Origin of the sequence: Curtobacterium sp. NPDC090223 (assembly GCF_044746585.1) — a bacterium.
Classification (GTDB): domain Bacteria; phylum Actinomycetota; class Actinomycetes; order Actinomycetales; family Microbacteriaceae; genus Curtobacterium.
This window is the reverse complement of the sequence record NZ_JBIVCN010000003.1, coordinates 84,826-100,303: the sequence shown is the minus strand read 5'-3', so window position 1 is coordinate 100,303 and position 15,478 is coordinate 84,826. Positions and strand designations below refer to the sequence as shown.

General features: G+C 71.2%; 15 protein-coding genes. 9 read left to right on the top strand and 6 right to left on the bottom strand.

Features of this window, described 5'->3' with window-relative positions; genetic code table 11:
- Window positions 1–23: 23 nt before the first annotated feature.
- Window positions 24–1,211 (bottom strand): hypothetical protein, encoded by a 1,188-nt coding sequence (locus tag ACIPJY_RS07935; RefSeq protein WP_400462624.1) that lies wholly within the window; start codon window positions 1,209–1,211, stop codon window positions 24–26.
- Between the two features lie 278 nt (window positions 1,212–1,489).
- On the opposite strand from ACIPJY_RS07935, the gene ACIPJY_RS07930 reads away from it, so the two are divergent.
- Entirely contained in the window at window positions 1,490–3,763 is a 2,274-nt protein-coding gene (locus ACIPJY_RS07930; RefSeq protein WP_400462621.1) for a polyribonucleotide nucleotidyltransferase, read from the top strand.
- 72 nt (window positions 3,764–3,835) lie between these two features.
- On the opposite strand, the gene ACIPJY_RS07925 is transcribed toward ACIPJY_RS07930, so the two are convergent.
- The 3 genes from ACIPJY_RS07925 to ACIPJY_RS07915 all read right to left on the bottom strand — a co-directional run bounded on the left by ACIPJY_RS07925 (window position 3,836) and on the right by ACIPJY_RS07915 (window position 6,263).
- Window positions 3,836–4,363, bottom strand: coding sequence for a YbhB/YbcL family Raf kinase inhibitor-like protein (locus tag ACIPJY_RS07925; protein WP_400462618.1), 528 nt, complete (start codon window positions 4,361–4,363; stop codon window positions 3,836–3,838).
- A 109-nt stretch (window positions 4,364–4,472) separates the two neighbouring features.
- A complete protein-coding gene (locus ACIPJY_RS07920) occupies window positions 4,473–5,438 on the bottom strand; it encodes a ferritin-like domain-containing protein (RefSeq protein WP_400462615.1) in 966 nt (321 codons plus the stop codon).
- A 174-nt stretch (window positions 5,439–5,612) separates the two neighbouring features.
- The gene (locus ACIPJY_RS07915; RefSeq protein WP_400462612.1) at window positions 5,613–6,263 is read right to left on the bottom strand and encodes a TetR/AcrR family transcriptional regulator; all 651 of its coding nucleotides are present in this window, start codon (window positions 6,261–6,263) and stop codon (window positions 5,613–5,615) included.
- Window positions 6,264–6,503: 240 nt separating this feature from the next.
- On the opposite strand from ACIPJY_RS07915, the gene ACIPJY_RS07910 reads away from it, so the two are divergent.
- Both ACIPJY_RS07910 and ACIPJY_RS07905 read left to right on the top strand, forming a co-directional pair.
- Entirely contained in the window at window positions 6,504–7,838 is a 1,335-nt protein-coding gene (locus ACIPJY_RS07910; RefSeq protein WP_400462609.1) for a M16 family metallopeptidase, read from the top strand.
- An 8-nt stretch (window positions 7,839–7,846) separates the two neighbouring features.
- Complete coding sequence (locus ACIPJY_RS07905) at window positions 7,847–8,449, top strand: histidine phosphatase family protein (protein ID WP_400462606.1); 603 nt, start codon at window positions 7,847–7,849, stop codon at window positions 8,447–8,449.
- On the opposite strand, the gene ACIPJY_RS07900 is transcribed toward ACIPJY_RS07905, so the two are convergent.
- Window positions 8,446–8,955 (bottom strand): GNAT family N-acetyltransferase, encoded by a 510-nt coding sequence (locus tag ACIPJY_RS07900; RefSeq protein ID WP_400462603.1) that lies wholly within the window; start codon window positions 8,953–8,955, stop codon window positions 8,446–8,448. The two genes, ACIPJY_RS07905 and ACIPJY_RS07900, sit on opposite strands and share 4 nt — an antisense overlap.
- A 23-nt stretch (window positions 8,956–8,978) precedes the next feature.
- On the opposite strand from ACIPJY_RS07900, the gene dapB reads away from it, so the two are divergent.
- Window positions 8,979–9,725: a 4-hydroxy-tetrahydrodipicolinate reductase gene (gene dapB, locus ACIPJY_RS07895; protein ID WP_400462601.1), complete on the top strand. Its 747-nt coding sequence runs from the start codon at window positions 8,979–8,981 to the stop codon at window positions 9,723–9,725.
- A gap of 2 nt (window positions 9,726–9,727) precedes the next feature.
- Window positions 9,728–10,171, top strand: a complete 444-nt coding sequence (locus ACIPJY_RS07890) for a tetratricopeptide repeat protein (RefSeq protein WP_400462598.1) — start codon at window positions 9,728–9,730, stop codon at window positions 10,169–10,171.
- Here the strand turns inward: ACIPJY_RS07890 and ACIPJY_RS07885 are convergent.
- Entirely contained in the window at window positions 10,168–11,079 is a 912-nt protein-coding gene (locus ACIPJY_RS07885) for a TIGR01777 family oxidoreductase (protein ID WP_400462595.1), read from the bottom strand. The genes ACIPJY_RS07890 and ACIPJY_RS07885 overlap by 4 nt on opposite strands.
- Before the next feature lie 102 nt (window positions 11,080–11,181).
- Between ACIPJY_RS07885 and ACIPJY_RS07880 the strand changes: the two genes are divergently transcribed.
- The 4 genes from ACIPJY_RS07880 to ACIPJY_RS07865 all read left to right on the top strand — a co-directional run bounded on the left by ACIPJY_RS07880 (window position 11,182) and on the right by ACIPJY_RS07865 (window position 15,410).
- Window positions 11,182–12,012: a thymidylate synthase gene (locus tag ACIPJY_RS07880; protein ID WP_400462592.1), complete on the top strand. Its 831-nt coding sequence runs from the start codon at window positions 11,182–11,184 to the stop codon at window positions 12,010–12,012.
- Window positions 12,012–12,527, top strand: a complete 516-nt coding sequence (locus tag ACIPJY_RS07875) for a dihydrofolate reductase (protein WP_400462589.1) — start codon at window positions 12,012–12,014, stop codon at window positions 12,525–12,527. Before ACIPJY_RS07880 ends, ACIPJY_RS07875 begins: the two co-directional genes overlap by 1 nt.
- A 180-nt stretch (window positions 12,528–12,707) precedes the next feature.
- A complete protein-coding gene (gene dapA / locus ACIPJY_RS07870) occupies window positions 12,708–13,685 on the top strand; it encodes a 4-hydroxy-tetrahydrodipicolinate synthase (protein WP_123656390.1) in 978 nt (325 codons plus the stop codon).
- A 48-nt stretch (window positions 13,686–13,733) separates the two neighbouring features.
- Complete coding sequence (locus tag ACIPJY_RS07865) at window positions 13,734–15,410, top strand: ribonuclease J (protein ID WP_400462586.1); 1,677 nt, start codon at window positions 13,734–13,736, stop codon at window positions 15,408–15,410.
- Window positions 15,411–15,478: the final 68 nt, after the last annotated feature.

Here is a 15,478-nt window from a genome sequence, read left to right as displayed (position 1 = left end):
CGGCCCGGTGGCCCTGCCGCCGGTCAGTACCAGTGCGGGTCGACGCTCATCTCGTGGTTCCAGGCGCCGCACGGGGTGCCGTAGGAGCTCTTGATGTAGGCCAGCCCCCAGTTGACCTGGGTGTTCTGGTTCGTCCGCCAGTCGGCTCCGGCGGCGGACATCTTGTTCGCCGGCAACGCCTGCGGGATGCCGTACGCCCCACTCGAGGCGTTCAGGGCGTTCGCACGCCAGCCCGACTCCTGCGTCCACAGCGAGACCAGGCAGCCGTACTGGTCGTCACCCCAGCCGTAGTCGCCGAGGACGCTCCGCGCGTAGGCCTTCGCCGCGACCGGGTCGACCGAGACGCCCGCGGTGCTCGGGTAGGACGTCCCCGCGCTCGCGGATCCCCCCGTCGACGTCGACGCCGACGCCTTCGCGTCCGCAGCCGCCTTCGCCGCCGCGCGCTGCGCGGCCGCCTGGGCCGCGACGGCCTGGCCGACCTCGTACTGCTGCTCGGTCGCCGCGCTGGTGTCCTTGAGGGACGCGAGCTGGGCGTACAGCTCGTCGCTGTGGTCCTTCGTCGACGCGACCGCCGCGTCCGCGATCCGCTCCGCCGACTCCGCAGCGGCCGACCGTTCCTCGGCGGCCTGCGCGAGGGACGCTCGCTCGGTCTCGGCGCGCTTCGCCTGGTCGTGCAGCGACGACGCGGTCTTCGCCGCGACGGACGCCTCGTCCATCACGCCGGCCCAGCTGCTCGAGAGCTGGTCGAGCGCGCCGAGCTGGTACAGCAGCTCGTCGGGGTCCTTCGCGGTCGCGATGCGCGTGGTCATCTGGTTCGTGGACCCGTCGCGGTACAGGTTGGCGGCGAGCTGTCCGGCGCGCGTCTGGGCGCGCTCCGCGGTCGCCGACGCCTGCTGGGCCTGGGCCTGGAGGCTCGTGGCGGTCTGGGTGGCCTCGGTCAGGTCCGCCTCGGCGGCGGTGGCCTTCGCGGACGCGTCGAGCGCGGCCTGCGACTTCGTGGCGGCCTCGGCCTGGGCGGACTCGAGCGCGGCCTGCACCTTCTCGACCTCGGCGGCCTTGGCCTGCTCGTTGCCCTTGGCCTTCTCGACGTCCTGCCAGCTCGGGTACTCGGTCGCGGCGGTCGCCGGGGCAGCGGTCATGACGGGGGCGACGAGTGCACCGAGGACCACGGCGGCCACGACGAGCACGCGTCCGGAAGGGCTTCGACGCATGGCGCCAGGCTAGCGAGGACACGCCCGTTCGCCACCAGCCTCGCCGCCGATTCACCGCTGAATGCTAAAGTCACGATGTCCGGGGACCGTTTCCCGAGACGACACACAACATCGCACGCAGACCGGCACGAAGCTGGTCATCGGTGGTGGCATGCGGGCCGGTCACGTCCCGACTGCTTCTACTGCTGGCCAGGCATGCGTTCCGCGTCGTGGAGCGCACGTGCACGCGTGTGCCCGAGGCCGGGTCTGCTGCATCACAGACGCAAGGAGGCATCCTCTTGGAGGGTCCCGAAATCAAGTTCGCTGAAGCGATCATCGACAACGGTCGTTACGGCACCAGGACGGTCCGGTTCGAGACCGGCCGTCTCGCGCAGCAGGCACAGGGTGCCGTCGCCGCGTACCTGGACGAAGAGACCATGCTGCTCTCGGCCACCAGCGCCGGCAAGCACCCGCGTGAGGGCTTCGACTTCTTCCCGCTGACGGTCGACGTCGAAGAGCGTTCCTACGCCGCCGGCAAGATCCCCGGCTCGTTCTTCCGCCGCGAGGGCCGCCCCTCGACCGAGGCGATCCTGGTCTGCCGCCTGATCGACCGGCCGCTGCGCCCGTCGTTCGTCGACGGCCTCCGCAACGAGGTCCAGATCGTCATCACCGTCCTGAGCATCGCTCCGGACGAGTTCTACGACGCGCTCGCGATCAACGCCGCGTCGGCGTCGACGCAGATCTCCGGTCTGCCGTTCTCCGGCCCGATCGCGGGTGTGCGCCTCGCGCTCATCGGCGACCAGTGGGTCGCGTTCCCGAAGGCGTCGCAGCTCGCCGAGGCCGTCTTCGACCTCACCGTCGCGGGCCGTGTCGTCACGGACGAGGCCGGCAACGAGGACGTCGCGATCATGATGGTCGAGGCCGAGGCGACCGAGCACAGCTGGGACCTCATCCAGGGCGGCGCCACCAAGCCCGACGAGGCGATCGTCGCGCAGGGCCTCGAGGCGGCGAAGCCGTTCCTCAAGGTCCTCGTCGAGGCGCAGGCGAAGATGGCCGCGCAGTCGGCCAAGGAGATCCAGGACTACCCGGTCTTCCCGCCGTACGCCCCCGAGGTCTACGACGCGGTCGAGTCGATCGCGCTGTCCGAGCTCGGCGACGTCTACAAGATCGCCGGCAAGCTCGAGCGCCAGGACGCCGACGACGCCCTCAAGGCCCGCGTCAAGGAGGCCATCGCCGCCAAGGTGACGGCCGGCGAGCTCCCGGAGAGCGCCAACGGCCAGGTCAGCGGCGCCTACAAGTCGGTCACGAAGAAGGTCGTCCGCGGCCGCATCCTGACCGAGCAGATCCGCATGGACGGCCGCGGCCTCGCCGACATCCGTCCGCTCGACGCCGAGGTCGCCGTGATCCCGCGCGTCCACGGTTCGGCGATCTTCCAGCGCGGCGAGACCCAGATCCTGGGCGTCACCACGCTGAACATGCTCAAGATGGAGCAGCAGATCGACTCGCTGTCGCCCGTCACGAAGAAGCGCTACCTGCACCACTACAACTTCCCGCCCTACTCGACCGGTGAGACCGGCCGCGTGGGTTCGCCGAAGCGTCGCGAGATCGGGCACGGCTTCCTCGCCGAGCGCGCCCTCGTGCCGGTGCTGCCGTCGCGCGAGGAGTTCCCCTACGCGATCCGTCAGGTGTCCGAGGCCCTCGGCTCCAACGGCTCGACGTCGATGGGCTCCGTCTGCGCCTCGACCCTGTCGCTCCTCAACGCCGGTGTGCCCCTCAAGGCCCCGGTCGCGGGCATCGCGATGGGCCTGGTCTCCGACACCGTCGACGGCCAGACCCGCTACGCGGCGCTGACCGACATCCTCGGTGCCGAGGACGCCCTCGGCGACATGGACTTCAAGGTCGCCGGTACCTCGGAGTTCGTCACCGCGATCCAGCTCGACACCAAGCTCGACGGCATCCCGTCGAGCGTGCTCGACGCCGCGCTGAAGCAGGCCAAGGAGGCCCGCTCGGCCATCCTCGGTGTCCTCACCGAGGCGATCGACGCCCCCGACGAGATGGCGGACACCGCGCCGCGTGTCATCTCCGTGCAGATCCCCGTCGACAAGATCGGCGAGCTGATCGGCCCGAAGGGCAAGACGATCAACGGCATCCAGGACGAGACCGGAGCCGACATCTCCATCGAGGACGACGGCACCGTCTACATCGGCGCCGTCGACGGTCCGTCGGCCGAGGCGGCTCGCGCCCAGGTCAACGCGATCGCGAACCCGACCAACCCGGAGATCGGGGACCAGTTCCTCGGCACCGTCGTGAAGATCGCCACGTTCGGCGCCTTCGTGTCGCTGCTCCCGGGTCGCGACGGTCTGCTCCACGTCTCCGAGGTGCGCAAGCTCGCCGGTGGCAAGCGTGTGGAGAACGTCGAGGACGTCCTCGGCGTCGGCCAGAAGATCCTGGTCGAGGTCACCAAGGTCGACGACCGCGGCAAGCTCTCGCTCGCGCCGGTCGTGGCCGACGAGGTCGACGTCGAGGGCGGCGCGGGTCACGAGACCCACGCCACCGCGCCGGCCGAGGGCTGAGCCCAGCCTGTCGCCTGACAGCACGAACGGCCGTCGCCCCTCGGGGCGGCGGCCGTTCTGCGTGTACGGCCCTCAGGCTGCGGGGGTCTCCTGCGTGCCCATCAGGACGGCACGGGCGAGCAGGTGGTCGCGGAGCACGAAGCCGACGACCGCGGGCGTCGCGTCGACCGGGACCTCGAGCAGCGGCACGTCGAGTGCGCTCAGCGTGAAGAAGTACCGGTGCGAGCCGTGTCCGGCGGGCGGCGCGGCGCCGAGGAACGTGTCCGAGCCGAACTCGTTGTGGCGGCGGAGCGCGGCGGCCGGCAGCAGGGCGTCGTCGGTACCGGCACCGGCGGCGAGGGAGGTCACGTCCGCGGGGATGTCGGACACGGCCCAGTGCCAGAAGCCGGAGCCCGTCGGGGCGTCGGGGTCGTACACGGTGAGCACGTAGCTCTGCGTGGCGTCGGGCGCGCCGGACCACTCCAGGGCGGGGGAGCGGTCCTCGCCGCCCACGTCGGAGCCGCGCGCGCTGGTCGGCAGTTCGCCGCCGTCGGTGAAGTCGGGGCTGGTCAGGGTGAAGGTGGGCACCTCGGGGAGGCGCCAGAGCGGGTCGTTGGCCATGCACCCAGGCAACCACCCGGGCCCTGGTGGCGACCGGGAGACGGACGGGAGGCCCGGTGCCAGCTGGCACCGGGCCTCCCGTCCGGCGATCCGTCGCCTCCGCGGCGGATCAGGCCGGACCGGTCGCGCTGCCGGGGTTGCCGCTCGCGACGATGGCGCCGTTCACGCCCTCCGGGAAGAACCCGCCCCGGTCGATCTGGGTCGGGTCGAGGAACACGATGTTCAGCACGCGTTCCGCGGTCCGTCCGTAGGCGAGCGAGTTGGCGTCGGTCGGCACGAAGTTCACCGCGCCGGCCCTGGTCGTGATGCCCTGGTCGTCGTCGGTGCCCCCGTCGAGCGAGTCGCGGGCGTCGGAGATCTTGTTCGCCGGCACCTGCAGGCCCTTGTCGTAGAGCTTCGAGCGGATGATGCCGGCGTGGTAGGCCTCCACCGCGAGGATCCCCGCGGCGGCGCTGAGGTACGTCTTGTTCGTGATGAGCGGTGCGGCACCCTTGTACGCGGTGACCCCGACGTCCTCGAACACGTACGCACCGAGCAGGAAGGCCTCCTCGCTCGCGAACGGGTCGAAGGTGCCGGTCGGGCCGACGACCCCGGCGGCGCGTGCGGCCGCGGTGAAGCTGTTCGTGAAGTCGATCTTCGGCCGGGACACCACCGCGCTCCCGAGCGCGGACCGGAGGAAGGCGACGTGCGCCCGCTCGTCGTTCGCGATCTCGGTGGCGATGCCCCGGATGGCGGGGGTCTTGAACGGCACACGGCGCCCACCGACGACCGGCCCCTGCGGGTCGATGCCACCGGTCATGCTCGCCGCGAGGCCCGTCCCGAAGACGGCGCGGAGGTAGAACTCGGCCTCGAGGTACTCGAGGTTGAGCGCGAAGTTGAGGATGGCGGCGTCGGAGACGGCACCGTCCTCCTCGGGGGTGGCGGCGGCGGGGGCGGCGGTGAGCACCGAGGTCCCGAGCGCGGCGAGGCCGGCTGAGGCGCCGGCGACACCGGCGGCTGCGAAGAAGCGTCGGCGGTCGAGAGCGTTCTCGGCGCTCCGGTCGACGGCGTGGCGGATGAAGGCGTTGTCGAACATCGTTGTCCTCGAGTCGTGCTGGCAGCACTGAGGTCCCGCCGACGCTGCAGGGAAACGGGTCGACGGGATCGCGATCGGCGGGTTGGTCGATCGTGCGCGTCAAGCTACCCCCGAAGAGGGGGCGTCACCAGGGCAGCGCGGAAAGCGGCGGTCAGCCGGCTCGGGGTGCGGCGGTCAGCCGGCCAGCACGCGCTCGGCGACCCGGCCGAGCGCAGCGGTCGCGGCGATGGCGTCACCGGCGTACGCGCCCGACATCGCACCGTCGCGCGCGAGCATGAGCTCGTCGGCGCCGTCGCCGGGGAGCGGGTGGCCGGCCTCCTGCAGGAGGTCGGCGAGGCGCTCGGTGTACCAGTCGCGGTGGCTCGCCACGACCTCGCGCACGGGGTCACGGGAGTCGTGGTACTCCGCTGCGGCGTTGAGGAACGGGCACCCGCGGAAACCGGGTTCGTGCACCTCGTCGGCAACCGCGGTGACCCACGACCGGACGGCCCGCGCGGGGGAGTCGGCGTCGGCGATGAGTCGCTCGAAGCGGTCCTGCACGTGGTCGTGCTGCGCCCGGACGTAGGCGAGGATCAGGTTGTCCTTGGACCCGTAGTGCTTGTAGAACGTCGCCTTCGTGACACTCGCCTCGGAGATGAGACGGTCGACGCCGACGCTGTGGATGCCCTCTTCGTAGAACAGTCGCGTGGCCGTCTCGAGGATCCGGACCTTCGCGCCGCCGGGACGGGGAGCCGGGGGGAGGCTCGACCCACCCGGCGACGCGAGGTTCGGATCGCTCGGTCCAAGGAGACGCTGGACGGCCGGTTGGGGGGAATCGACCGTCACAGCGTGGCTCTCCTTGGGACTCATCGGCTCCGCGGCTGAGCGGGGGGACTCATGCCGCCGAGGACTGATGTCCCGAGCCACCGGATCGGAATCTAGGGGGGCTACCGATCCGGCATGCACGACTGTAGCACAAGGAGGACAGACAGACGAGTCGGTCTGTCCTCAATTTCTGTACCCCACTTCGAGGCACAGTCCAGATGCTGGATGAACGCCTCCCGGGAGTCAGTAGGCTCGACCGCGATGAACCACCCAGTGCCGTTGCCCCTCCAGGCCCCGGACACGTCGTTCCTGACGTCCGGGGGATCCTTCGTCCGCCGTTCCGTCCTCCCCTCGGGCGTCCGCGTGCTGACCGAGGCGGTTCCGGCGTCCCACTCGACGAGCATCGGGTACTGGGTCGGTGTGGGGTCCCGCGACGAGCGTGCCGGCCAGTTCGGCTCCACGCACTTCCTCGAACACCTGCTGTTCAAGGGCACGACCACGCGCAGCGCGCTCGACATCGCCGTCGCGTTCGACTCCGTCGGTGGCGAGCACAACGCCGCGACCGCCAAGGAGTACACCTGCTACTACGCCCGGGTCCGGGACGCCGACGTCCCGATGGCCGTCCGGGTGATCGGCGACATGGTCACGAACTCGGTGCTCGAACCCCAGGCGTTCGACGTCGAGCGCGGGGTCATCCTGGAAGAGCTCGCGATGGCCGCTGACGACCCGGCGGACCTGGCCGGCGAGGCCTTCTTCGCATCCGCCTTCGAGGGGCACGCACTCGGCCGTCCGATCGGCGGCACACCGGAGAGCATCCGCGCGGTGCAGCGGGACGAGGTGATGGCGCACTACGCCGAGCACTACGCCCCGAGCGGTCTCGTCATCACCGCAGCGGGCGCCGTCGACCACGACCGCTTCTGCGCCCTGGTGGAAGAGGTCTTCCAGAACGCCGCGAAGGCCGCTCCCGTCGCTCGACGCACCGCGGAACCCGTCGCCGACCGCGCGGTGGAGCAGCTCACGGTCGTGCACCGGCCCACCGAGCAGGTCAGCATGCTCCGCGGGTCGCAGGGCCTCGACCTCCGTGACGACCGCCGTCCGGTGCTGAGCGTGCTGAACGCCGTGCTCGGTGGCGGCATGAGCTCCCGCCTCTTCCAAGAGGTCCGCGAGCGCCGGGGCCTGGCGTACGCGGTGTCGTCGTTCGCCCCCGCCTACCTCGACAACGGCGCGTTCGGCGTCTACGCGGGATGCGCCCCGGAGAACGTCGCCGGTGTGGTCGACATCATCGACGCGGAGTTCGCGCGGATGGTCGACTCGGGCATCACCGACGACGAGCTGCGTCGGGCCAAGGGGCAGATCGAGGGGGCGCTGACGCTCTCGCTCGAGGACTCGGACGCCCGGATGACCCGCCTCGGCCGCGCCGAGCTCGGGACGGGTGAGTTCACCGACCTCGACACCGCGCTGGAGCGCGTCGACCGGGTCACCCGTGGCGACGTGCTCGACCTGGCCCGCGACCTGCTCACCCGGCCGAAGATCACCGCGGTCGTCGGTGACGTCGAGCGCGCGGCGCTCGAGCACGCGATCGGCATCGGCGGTTGATGCGGGAGATGTCGCACTACCTCTACCTCGTGCGCCACGGCGAGCACCAGGACGCCGAGCACGGGCTCCGCGACGGCAAGCTCTCCGAGCGCGGCAAGCGGCAGTCCATGCTCATCGCGGACCGTCTCGGCGGTGTGCCGTTCGACGGCGTGTACCACTCGCCGCTCGAGGCCCCGAGCGAGACCGCCTCGTTCCTGGCGCAGCGGCTGCCGGCGATCCAGCCCGAGCCGTCGACGCTGCTCTTCGACTGCATCCCCTCCGGCCCCACCCCGGACATGCCCACGGCGTACAAGACCTTCTACGGCGGGATCACCGAAGAGGAGATCATCGCCGGGCAGGCCCAGATGGGTGATGCCGTGGCCGAGTGGTTCACACCGGCGATGCAGGACCGTCACGACCTGATCATCACGCACAACGCGGTCATCGGCTGGTTCGTGCGCGAGGTCTTCCAGGCCCCGGAGTGGCGCTGGATGGGCACGAACGTCGCCCACACCGCCCTGACGGTGATCCGGATCCGGTCCGCGAAGCCGGCGGAGCTCGTGACGCTCAACGACACCGCGCACCTGCCGGTCGAGCTGCGGACCGGTCTGCCGGTCGCCCAGCCGGTCTAGCGGCCCTCGTCACCGCCGACGGGTCGGCGGTACCAGGCGGTCGCGTTCGGGTTGTCGTTGAACGGGTCGACGCGGACGTACCCACGGCTGCGGTACATCGCGCCGGCGGCGACGAGCGAGTCGTTCGTGTCGAGGACGATCGCCGTCGCACCGAGCCGGGCGCCCGCACGCTCGAGCTCGTCCATGACCGCCGTCGCGACCCCGCGTCCGCGGCCCGCCGGGGTCACGAAGACGTGCTTGACCTCGAAGCGGACGTCGTCGCCGTCATCCGCGATCCGCCGGAGCCCGCCGCACCCGAGCGGGGTGTCGTCACCGTCGTACGCCACCACGAACACGCCGCGCGGGGGTGTGAACTCCGCTGCCGGGGTGCGCTTGCGGGAGTACGAGCCCTGCGCGCTCGGGAACGTCGCCTCGCGCTCGTCGAGGTAGGCGTCGAGGAGCGCATCGACCTCGGGCAGGTCCGCCGGGACGGTGCGCACGGTGACCGGGGTGCGATCGATGGTCATGCGTCGATCCTAGGATGGGGCGCATGGTCACTCCCGTCGCCGTCGTCGGCGCCACCGGTCGTCTCGGGGGCCTCGTGGCCGCCGTGGTCGAGGAACTGCCGGGCTTCGAGCTCGTCGCGCGGCTGTCGTCGAAGGACAGCGCACACGAGGCCGGACCGTCCGTGTTCGCGGGTGCGGCCGTGGTCGTCGACGTGACGGTCCCCGCACTCAGCCCCGCGATCGTGTCGAACGCCCTCGAGAGCGGCGCGAACGTGCTCGTCGGGACCTCCGGGTGGTCGGCGGCCCGGCTGGCATCGCTCCGGACCGCACTCGCGGACCGCCCGGAGCAGGGCGCCTTCGTCGTCCCGAACTTCTCGATCGGATCCGTGCTCGGCACCCACCTCGCGACGATCGCGGCGCCGTGGTTCCCGGCGATCGAGATCGTCGAGACGCACCACGCCGGAAAGATCGACTCGCCGTCCGGCACCGCCGTGCGCACCGCGGAGCTCATCTCCGAGGCGCGGCGCGACGTCGGACCGGTCGACGCACCGCACGTCGACCAGCGCGCCCGCGGCCAGCAGGTCGCGAGCGTGCCGATCCACTCGCTGCGTCTGCCGGGCGTCAAGGCCGTGCAGGACGTCGTCCTGAGCGGGCCGGGGGAGACCCTGACGATCCGGCACGACACCAACGACGACGTCGCCTACGCGCCGGGCATCCGTGCCGCGCTGTCCGCCGTCGTCGACGCCAGGGGTCTGACCGTCGGGCTCGGCTCCGTGCTCGGCATCGGCTGACGATGGGGATCCGGTCGCCGTTCTGGGGCGCTGCCCTGATGACCGTGCTGCTCGCGCTGTACATCGTGCTCGTCGGGCAGCGTGCCGTCGCCTTCATCGCCACGGGGCTCGCCATCGGCATCGCGATCGGCGTCGCGCTGTTCGTGATCGCCGTCATCGGGGCGCTCCTGCTCGTGCTGGAGTTCCGCTTCGGGCTGCGGATCACGCGCCTCGGAGCGCGGCTCGAACGCGAGGGCGGCACGCCGGGCGACGTGGTGCCCGTCCGGCCGTCCGGCCGCCCGGACCGCGCTGCGGCCGACGAGCTCTTCCCGGAGTACAAGGCCGCGGTCGAGGCGGCTCCGGACGACTGGCGGGCGTGGTTCCGGCTCGGGGTCGTCTACGACGCCGCCGGCGACCGGAAGCGAGCACGGGCCGCGATGCGGACCGCACTCGCGCACGCGCGCTAGAAGACCGCGTCGACGGCGTCCTCGGCGCGCGTGTACCGGAAGGCGTACCCGGACTCCAGGAGCTTCGTCGGCACCATCTGCTGACTCGACAGCAGCATCTCGTCGGCCGCCTCCCGCAGGAGCGTCCGCAGCGCGAACTCCGGGATCCGGAACAGGTAGGGCCGGTGCAGGTCCTCGGCGACGCGCTTGGTGATGCGGTCGGCGACGGCGGCCTCGGGGCCGGCGAGGTTCACCGGTCCGGAGACGTCCGCGGCGCCGGGCGCGGTCGCCAGGTGCACGATCGCCCCGACCTCGTCCTCGAGCGCGATCCAGGGCCAGTGCTGGCCACCCGTGCCGAGCCGGCCGCCCAGGCCGACCTTCGTGAGCGGGATCAGCGGTGCGAGTGCGCCGTCGCCCTGCCCGATGACGATCCCGGTGCGCAAGGTCACGACGCGGACCCCCTCCGGCGCCCGGTTCGCTGCGGCCTCCCACGCGGTGCAGACCTCGGCGAGGAAGCCGGACCCCGCGGCGGCGTCGTCCTGGAGCACGTCGGACGGACGGTCGCCGTAGACACCGGACGCCGAACCGGACAGGAACAGGCGCGGCGGGGTGCTCGCGTGGCGCATCGCCTCGACCAGGGTGTCGGTCGCGTCGGTGCGGGAGCGCTCGATCTCCTGCTTGTACGAGTCGGTCCACGGCAGCTTGCCGATGTTCGCACCGGCGAGGTTGACCACGACGTCCGCACCGTCGAGCACCGCCGGGTCGAGCGGACGGGAGCCGGGAGCCCACCGGAACTCCGTGGGGGAGTGCGGCTCGCGCCGCACCAGGGTCGAGACGTGGTGCCCGGCGTCGCGCAGGGCGCGCACCAGGGGGGTCCCGATGAAGCCGGACGCGCCGGCCACCAGGATCGAGAGCGGCTGATCCGCCATGTGGGCCTCCTTGGGCACAACGGTACGCATCCGGACTGGAGGCCCGGGGTACGCCGCGCAGGTCGGGTCGCCAGTGTGGGTGGTCCCGTTTAGGCTTCTGCCGTGACCGACACCGCGACCGTCCAGCCCGACGCCACCGTTGCGACTCCTTACGAGGACCTGTTGCGCCGCGTCCTCACCGACGGCGCACCGAAGGGCGACCGCACCGGCACCGGTACGCGCAGCCTCTTCGGCGCACAGCTCCGGTACGACCTGTCCGAGGGCTTCCCGCTGATCACGACCAAGCGCGTGCACTTCAAGTCGATCGCGTACGAACTGCTCTGGTTCCTCCGCGGCGACGGCAACGCCACGTGGCTGCAGGAGCACGGCGTCCGGATCTGGAACGAGTGGGCGGACGAGTCCGGCGACCTCGGCCCGGTCTACGGCGTGCAGTGGCGTTCCTGGCCGACCCCGTCCGGGGAGCACGTCGACCAGATCGCCCAGGTGATCGAGCAGATCAGGACGAACCCGGACTCCCGCCGGCTGATCGTCTCGGCGTGGAACGTCGCGGACATCCCGGACATGGCGCTCGCCCCGTGCCACGCGTTCTTCCAGTTCTACGTCAACGACGGCAAGCTCTCGTGCCAGCTGTACCAGCGCAGCGCCGACATGTTCCTCGGCGTGCCGTTCAACATCGCGTCGTACGCGCTGCTGACGCACATGATCGCGGCGCAGACCGGGCTGCAGGTCGGCGACTTCGTCTGGACCGGCGGCGACTGCCACGTCTACGACAACCACGTCGCCCAGGTCGAAGAGCAGCTCTCCCGCACCCCGTACGCCCCGCCGACGCTCGCGATCGCGCCGCGCGACTCCATCGACGACTACGTCTACGAGGACTTCGAGATCATCGGCTACCACCACCACCCGGCCATCAAGGGCGCGGTCGCCGTCTGATGGCGTCGGACCACTGGGTCGAGCCGGTGCGTGGCGTCGGGATGGTCTGGGCACGGTCGACCGGCGGGGTCATCGGCGCGGACGGCGGGATGCCCTGGCACGTCCCCGAGGACCTCGCGCACTTCCGCCAGGTCACCGGCTCCGGCACCGTCGTGATGGGCCGGCGCACCTGGGACTCGCTCCCGCCGCGCTTCCGGCCCCTGCCCGGCCGCCGCAACGTGGTGCTCACCCGAGACGGGTCGTGGACCGCCGAGGGCGCCGAGGTCGTGCACGACCTGGCGACCGCGCTCGACACCGACGAGCCCGTGTGGGTCATCGGCGGGGGACAGGTCTACGCGGCGGCACTGCCGTTCGCGGACCGGGTCTCCGAGACCGTGATCGACACCGAGGTCGCTGGCGACACCGTCGCGCCGACCCTCGACGACGCGTGGTCGCTCGTCGACGAGGGCCCGTGGCAGACCTCCCGCAACGGCGGGCAGCGCTACCGCTTCGTCGAGTGGCGCCGCCGCGCCTGACGCCCGCCGAGTGCGCGCCGTGGCGACGAGTGCACACGCGCCCGCACGTGCACTCGTCGTTCGCACGCGCATGTCCGGGGGCGCACCGCGCCGCCGCGCCGAGCCTCCCGGCCGCCCGCCCGCGGCGCACCGTCCGGGCGGACGGCGGCACCTGCGCGCATCCCCGGTACGCTGGTGCCCGTGTCCCCGCGTGAGAATCCCTTCGGCCAGGTCCTCGTCGCCCTCGTGACCCCGTTCACCGCTGACGGCGAAGTGGACTGGCCCGGCGTCGAGCAGCACATCGACGACTGCATCACCGCCGGCGCCGACGGCATCGTCGTCACCGGCACCACCGGTGAGACGTCGACCCTCACCGACCCGGAGAAGCTCCGCCTGGTCGAGGTCGGCAAGTCCGTCGCCGGCGGCCGCGCGAAGATCATCACGGGTGGTGGCTCGAACGAGACCGCGCACGCGATCCACCTGTACAAGCAGAGCGAGAAGGCCGGCGCCGACGGTGTGATGATCGTCACGCCGTACTACAACAAGCCGACGCAGTCGGGCGTGCTGACGCACTTCCGGATGATCGCGGACGCCACCGACCTGCCGGTGATCCTGTACGACATCCCCGGTCGCACCGGCATCCCGATCACGTACGAGACCATCGTGCGGGCCTCGCACCACCCGAACATCCTCGCCGTGAAGGACGCCAAGGGCGACTTCGCCGAGGTGTCCCGGGTGCTCAACAACACCGACCTGATGTACTTCTCCGGCGACGACACGAACGTGCTCCCGCACCTGTCGATCGGCGCCACCGGGTTGATCGGCGTCACCGCGAACATCACGTCGACGCCGTACCGCACGATCATCGACGCCGTGAACGCCGGGGACCTGGCGACGGCCACGCGCGAGCACCAGCGCATCGAGCCGCTGGTCCGCGCGGTGATGACCCACGTGCCCGGCACCGTCGCGGCGAAGTACATCCTGCACGGGCTCGGCCGCATCGGCAGCCCGCGCGTCCGTCTGCCGCTCGTCGGCCCCGAGGACTCCGAGGCGTACGCCATCGAGACCTCCCTCGAAGCCGTGCACGGGATCCCCGGCGCCGACTTCTCCAACTTCCGCCCGGACCGCAACGCGGCCGCCGGCGGTGCGCTTCCGAAGGTGCCAGGCACCACCCGTTGATCGACCGCGGCGCGCGGGATCGCGCGCCGCCGAAGCAGTCAGGACCGAATGCCCACGCAAGTCTCCGAACCCCAGCCCCTCGAGCCGGGCACCCTCCGCGTCATCCCGATCGGTGGCCTCGGCGAGATCGGTCGCAACATGACCGTCTACGAGTACGAGGGCAAGCTCCTCATCGTCGACGCCGGTGTCCTCTTCCCCGAGGAGCACCAGCCGGGTGTCGACCTGATCCTCCCGGACTTCGCCCCGATCCGGGACCGCCTCGACGACGTCCTCGGCGTCGTGCTCACGCACGGCCACGAGGACCACATCGGCGCCGTCCCGTACCTGCTGAAGCTCCGCGACGACATCCCGCTGATCGGCTCCACGCTGACCCTCGCCCTGGTCGAGGCCAAGCTCAAGGAACACCGGATCAAGCCGTACACGCTGGTCGTCGCCGAGGACCAGACCGAGCAGCTCGGCCCGTTCCACCTCGAGTTCGTCGCGGTGAACCACTCCATCCCGGACGCCCTCGCCGTCGCCATCACGACCCCCGCCGGTCGCGTGCTGCACACGGGCGACTTCAAGATGGACCAGCTCCCGCTCGACGACCGCATCACCGACCTCCGTGCCTTCGCGCGCCTCGGCGAGGCCGGCGTCGACCTGTTCCTGCCGGACTCCACCAACGCCGACGTGCCGGGCTTCACCGCCCCCGAGCGCGACATCGGCCCGGTCCTCGAGAACATCATCATGCGCGCCCGCAAGAAGGTCGTCGTCGCGAGCTTCTCCTCGCACGTGCACCGCGTGCAGCAGGTCCTCGACGCCGCGGCCGCCGCGAACCGCAAGGTCGCGTTCATGGGCCGCTCGATGATCCGCAACATGACGATCGCGGCCGACCTCGGGTACCTCCGCGTGCCGGAGAACGTGCTCATCGACACGAAGAAGGCCAAGAACGTCCCGGACGACCAGATCGTCTACATGTCGACCGGGTCCCAGGGCGAGCCGATGGCCGTCCTGGCGCGCATGGCGAACCTCGAGCACCAGATCGAGATCGGCGAGGGCGACACCGTGATCCTGGCATCGTCGCTCATCCCGGGCAACGAGAACGCCGTCTACCGCGTGATCGACGGCCTGACCAAGCTCGGCGCGAAGGTCGTGCACAAGGGCAACGCGAAGGTGCACGTCTCCGGACACGCCTCCGCCGGCGAGCTCCTCTACTGCTACAACATCCTGCGGCCGCGGAACGTGCTGCCCGTGCACGGCGAGCACCGCCACCTGTACGCGAACGCCGACCTGGCGATCCAGACGGGTGTGCCGCCGCGGAACGTCATCCTGGGCCAGGACGGCATCGTCGTCGACCTGAAGGACGGTGCCGTCACCGTCGCCGGGCAGCTCGACATCGGGTACGTCTACGTCGACGGGTCGACCGTCGGCGAGATCACCGACGCCGACCTCAAGGACCGCCGTGTCCTGGCAGAAGAGGGCTTCATCTCCGTCTTCTGCGCGGTCGACTTCGCGACCGGCCAGTGCGTCATCGGCCCGGAGATCCAGTCGCGCGGCTTCGCCGAGGACGACTCCGTCTTCGACGACGTCCGCCCGCAGATCGCGCGTGCGCTGGCCGACGCGGCCGGCAACGGCACGCGGGACCAGCACGCGTTCAGCCAGGTGGTCCGTCGGACCGTCGGCCGGTGGGTCAACACGAAGCACCGCCGCCGCCCGATGATCGTCCCGGTGATCATCGAGGCGTAGCGGCTGCGCCGTTCGGCCGTTCGGCCCTCGGTCTGGAGGCCCGGTGCACGTCCGTCACGGACGTGCAC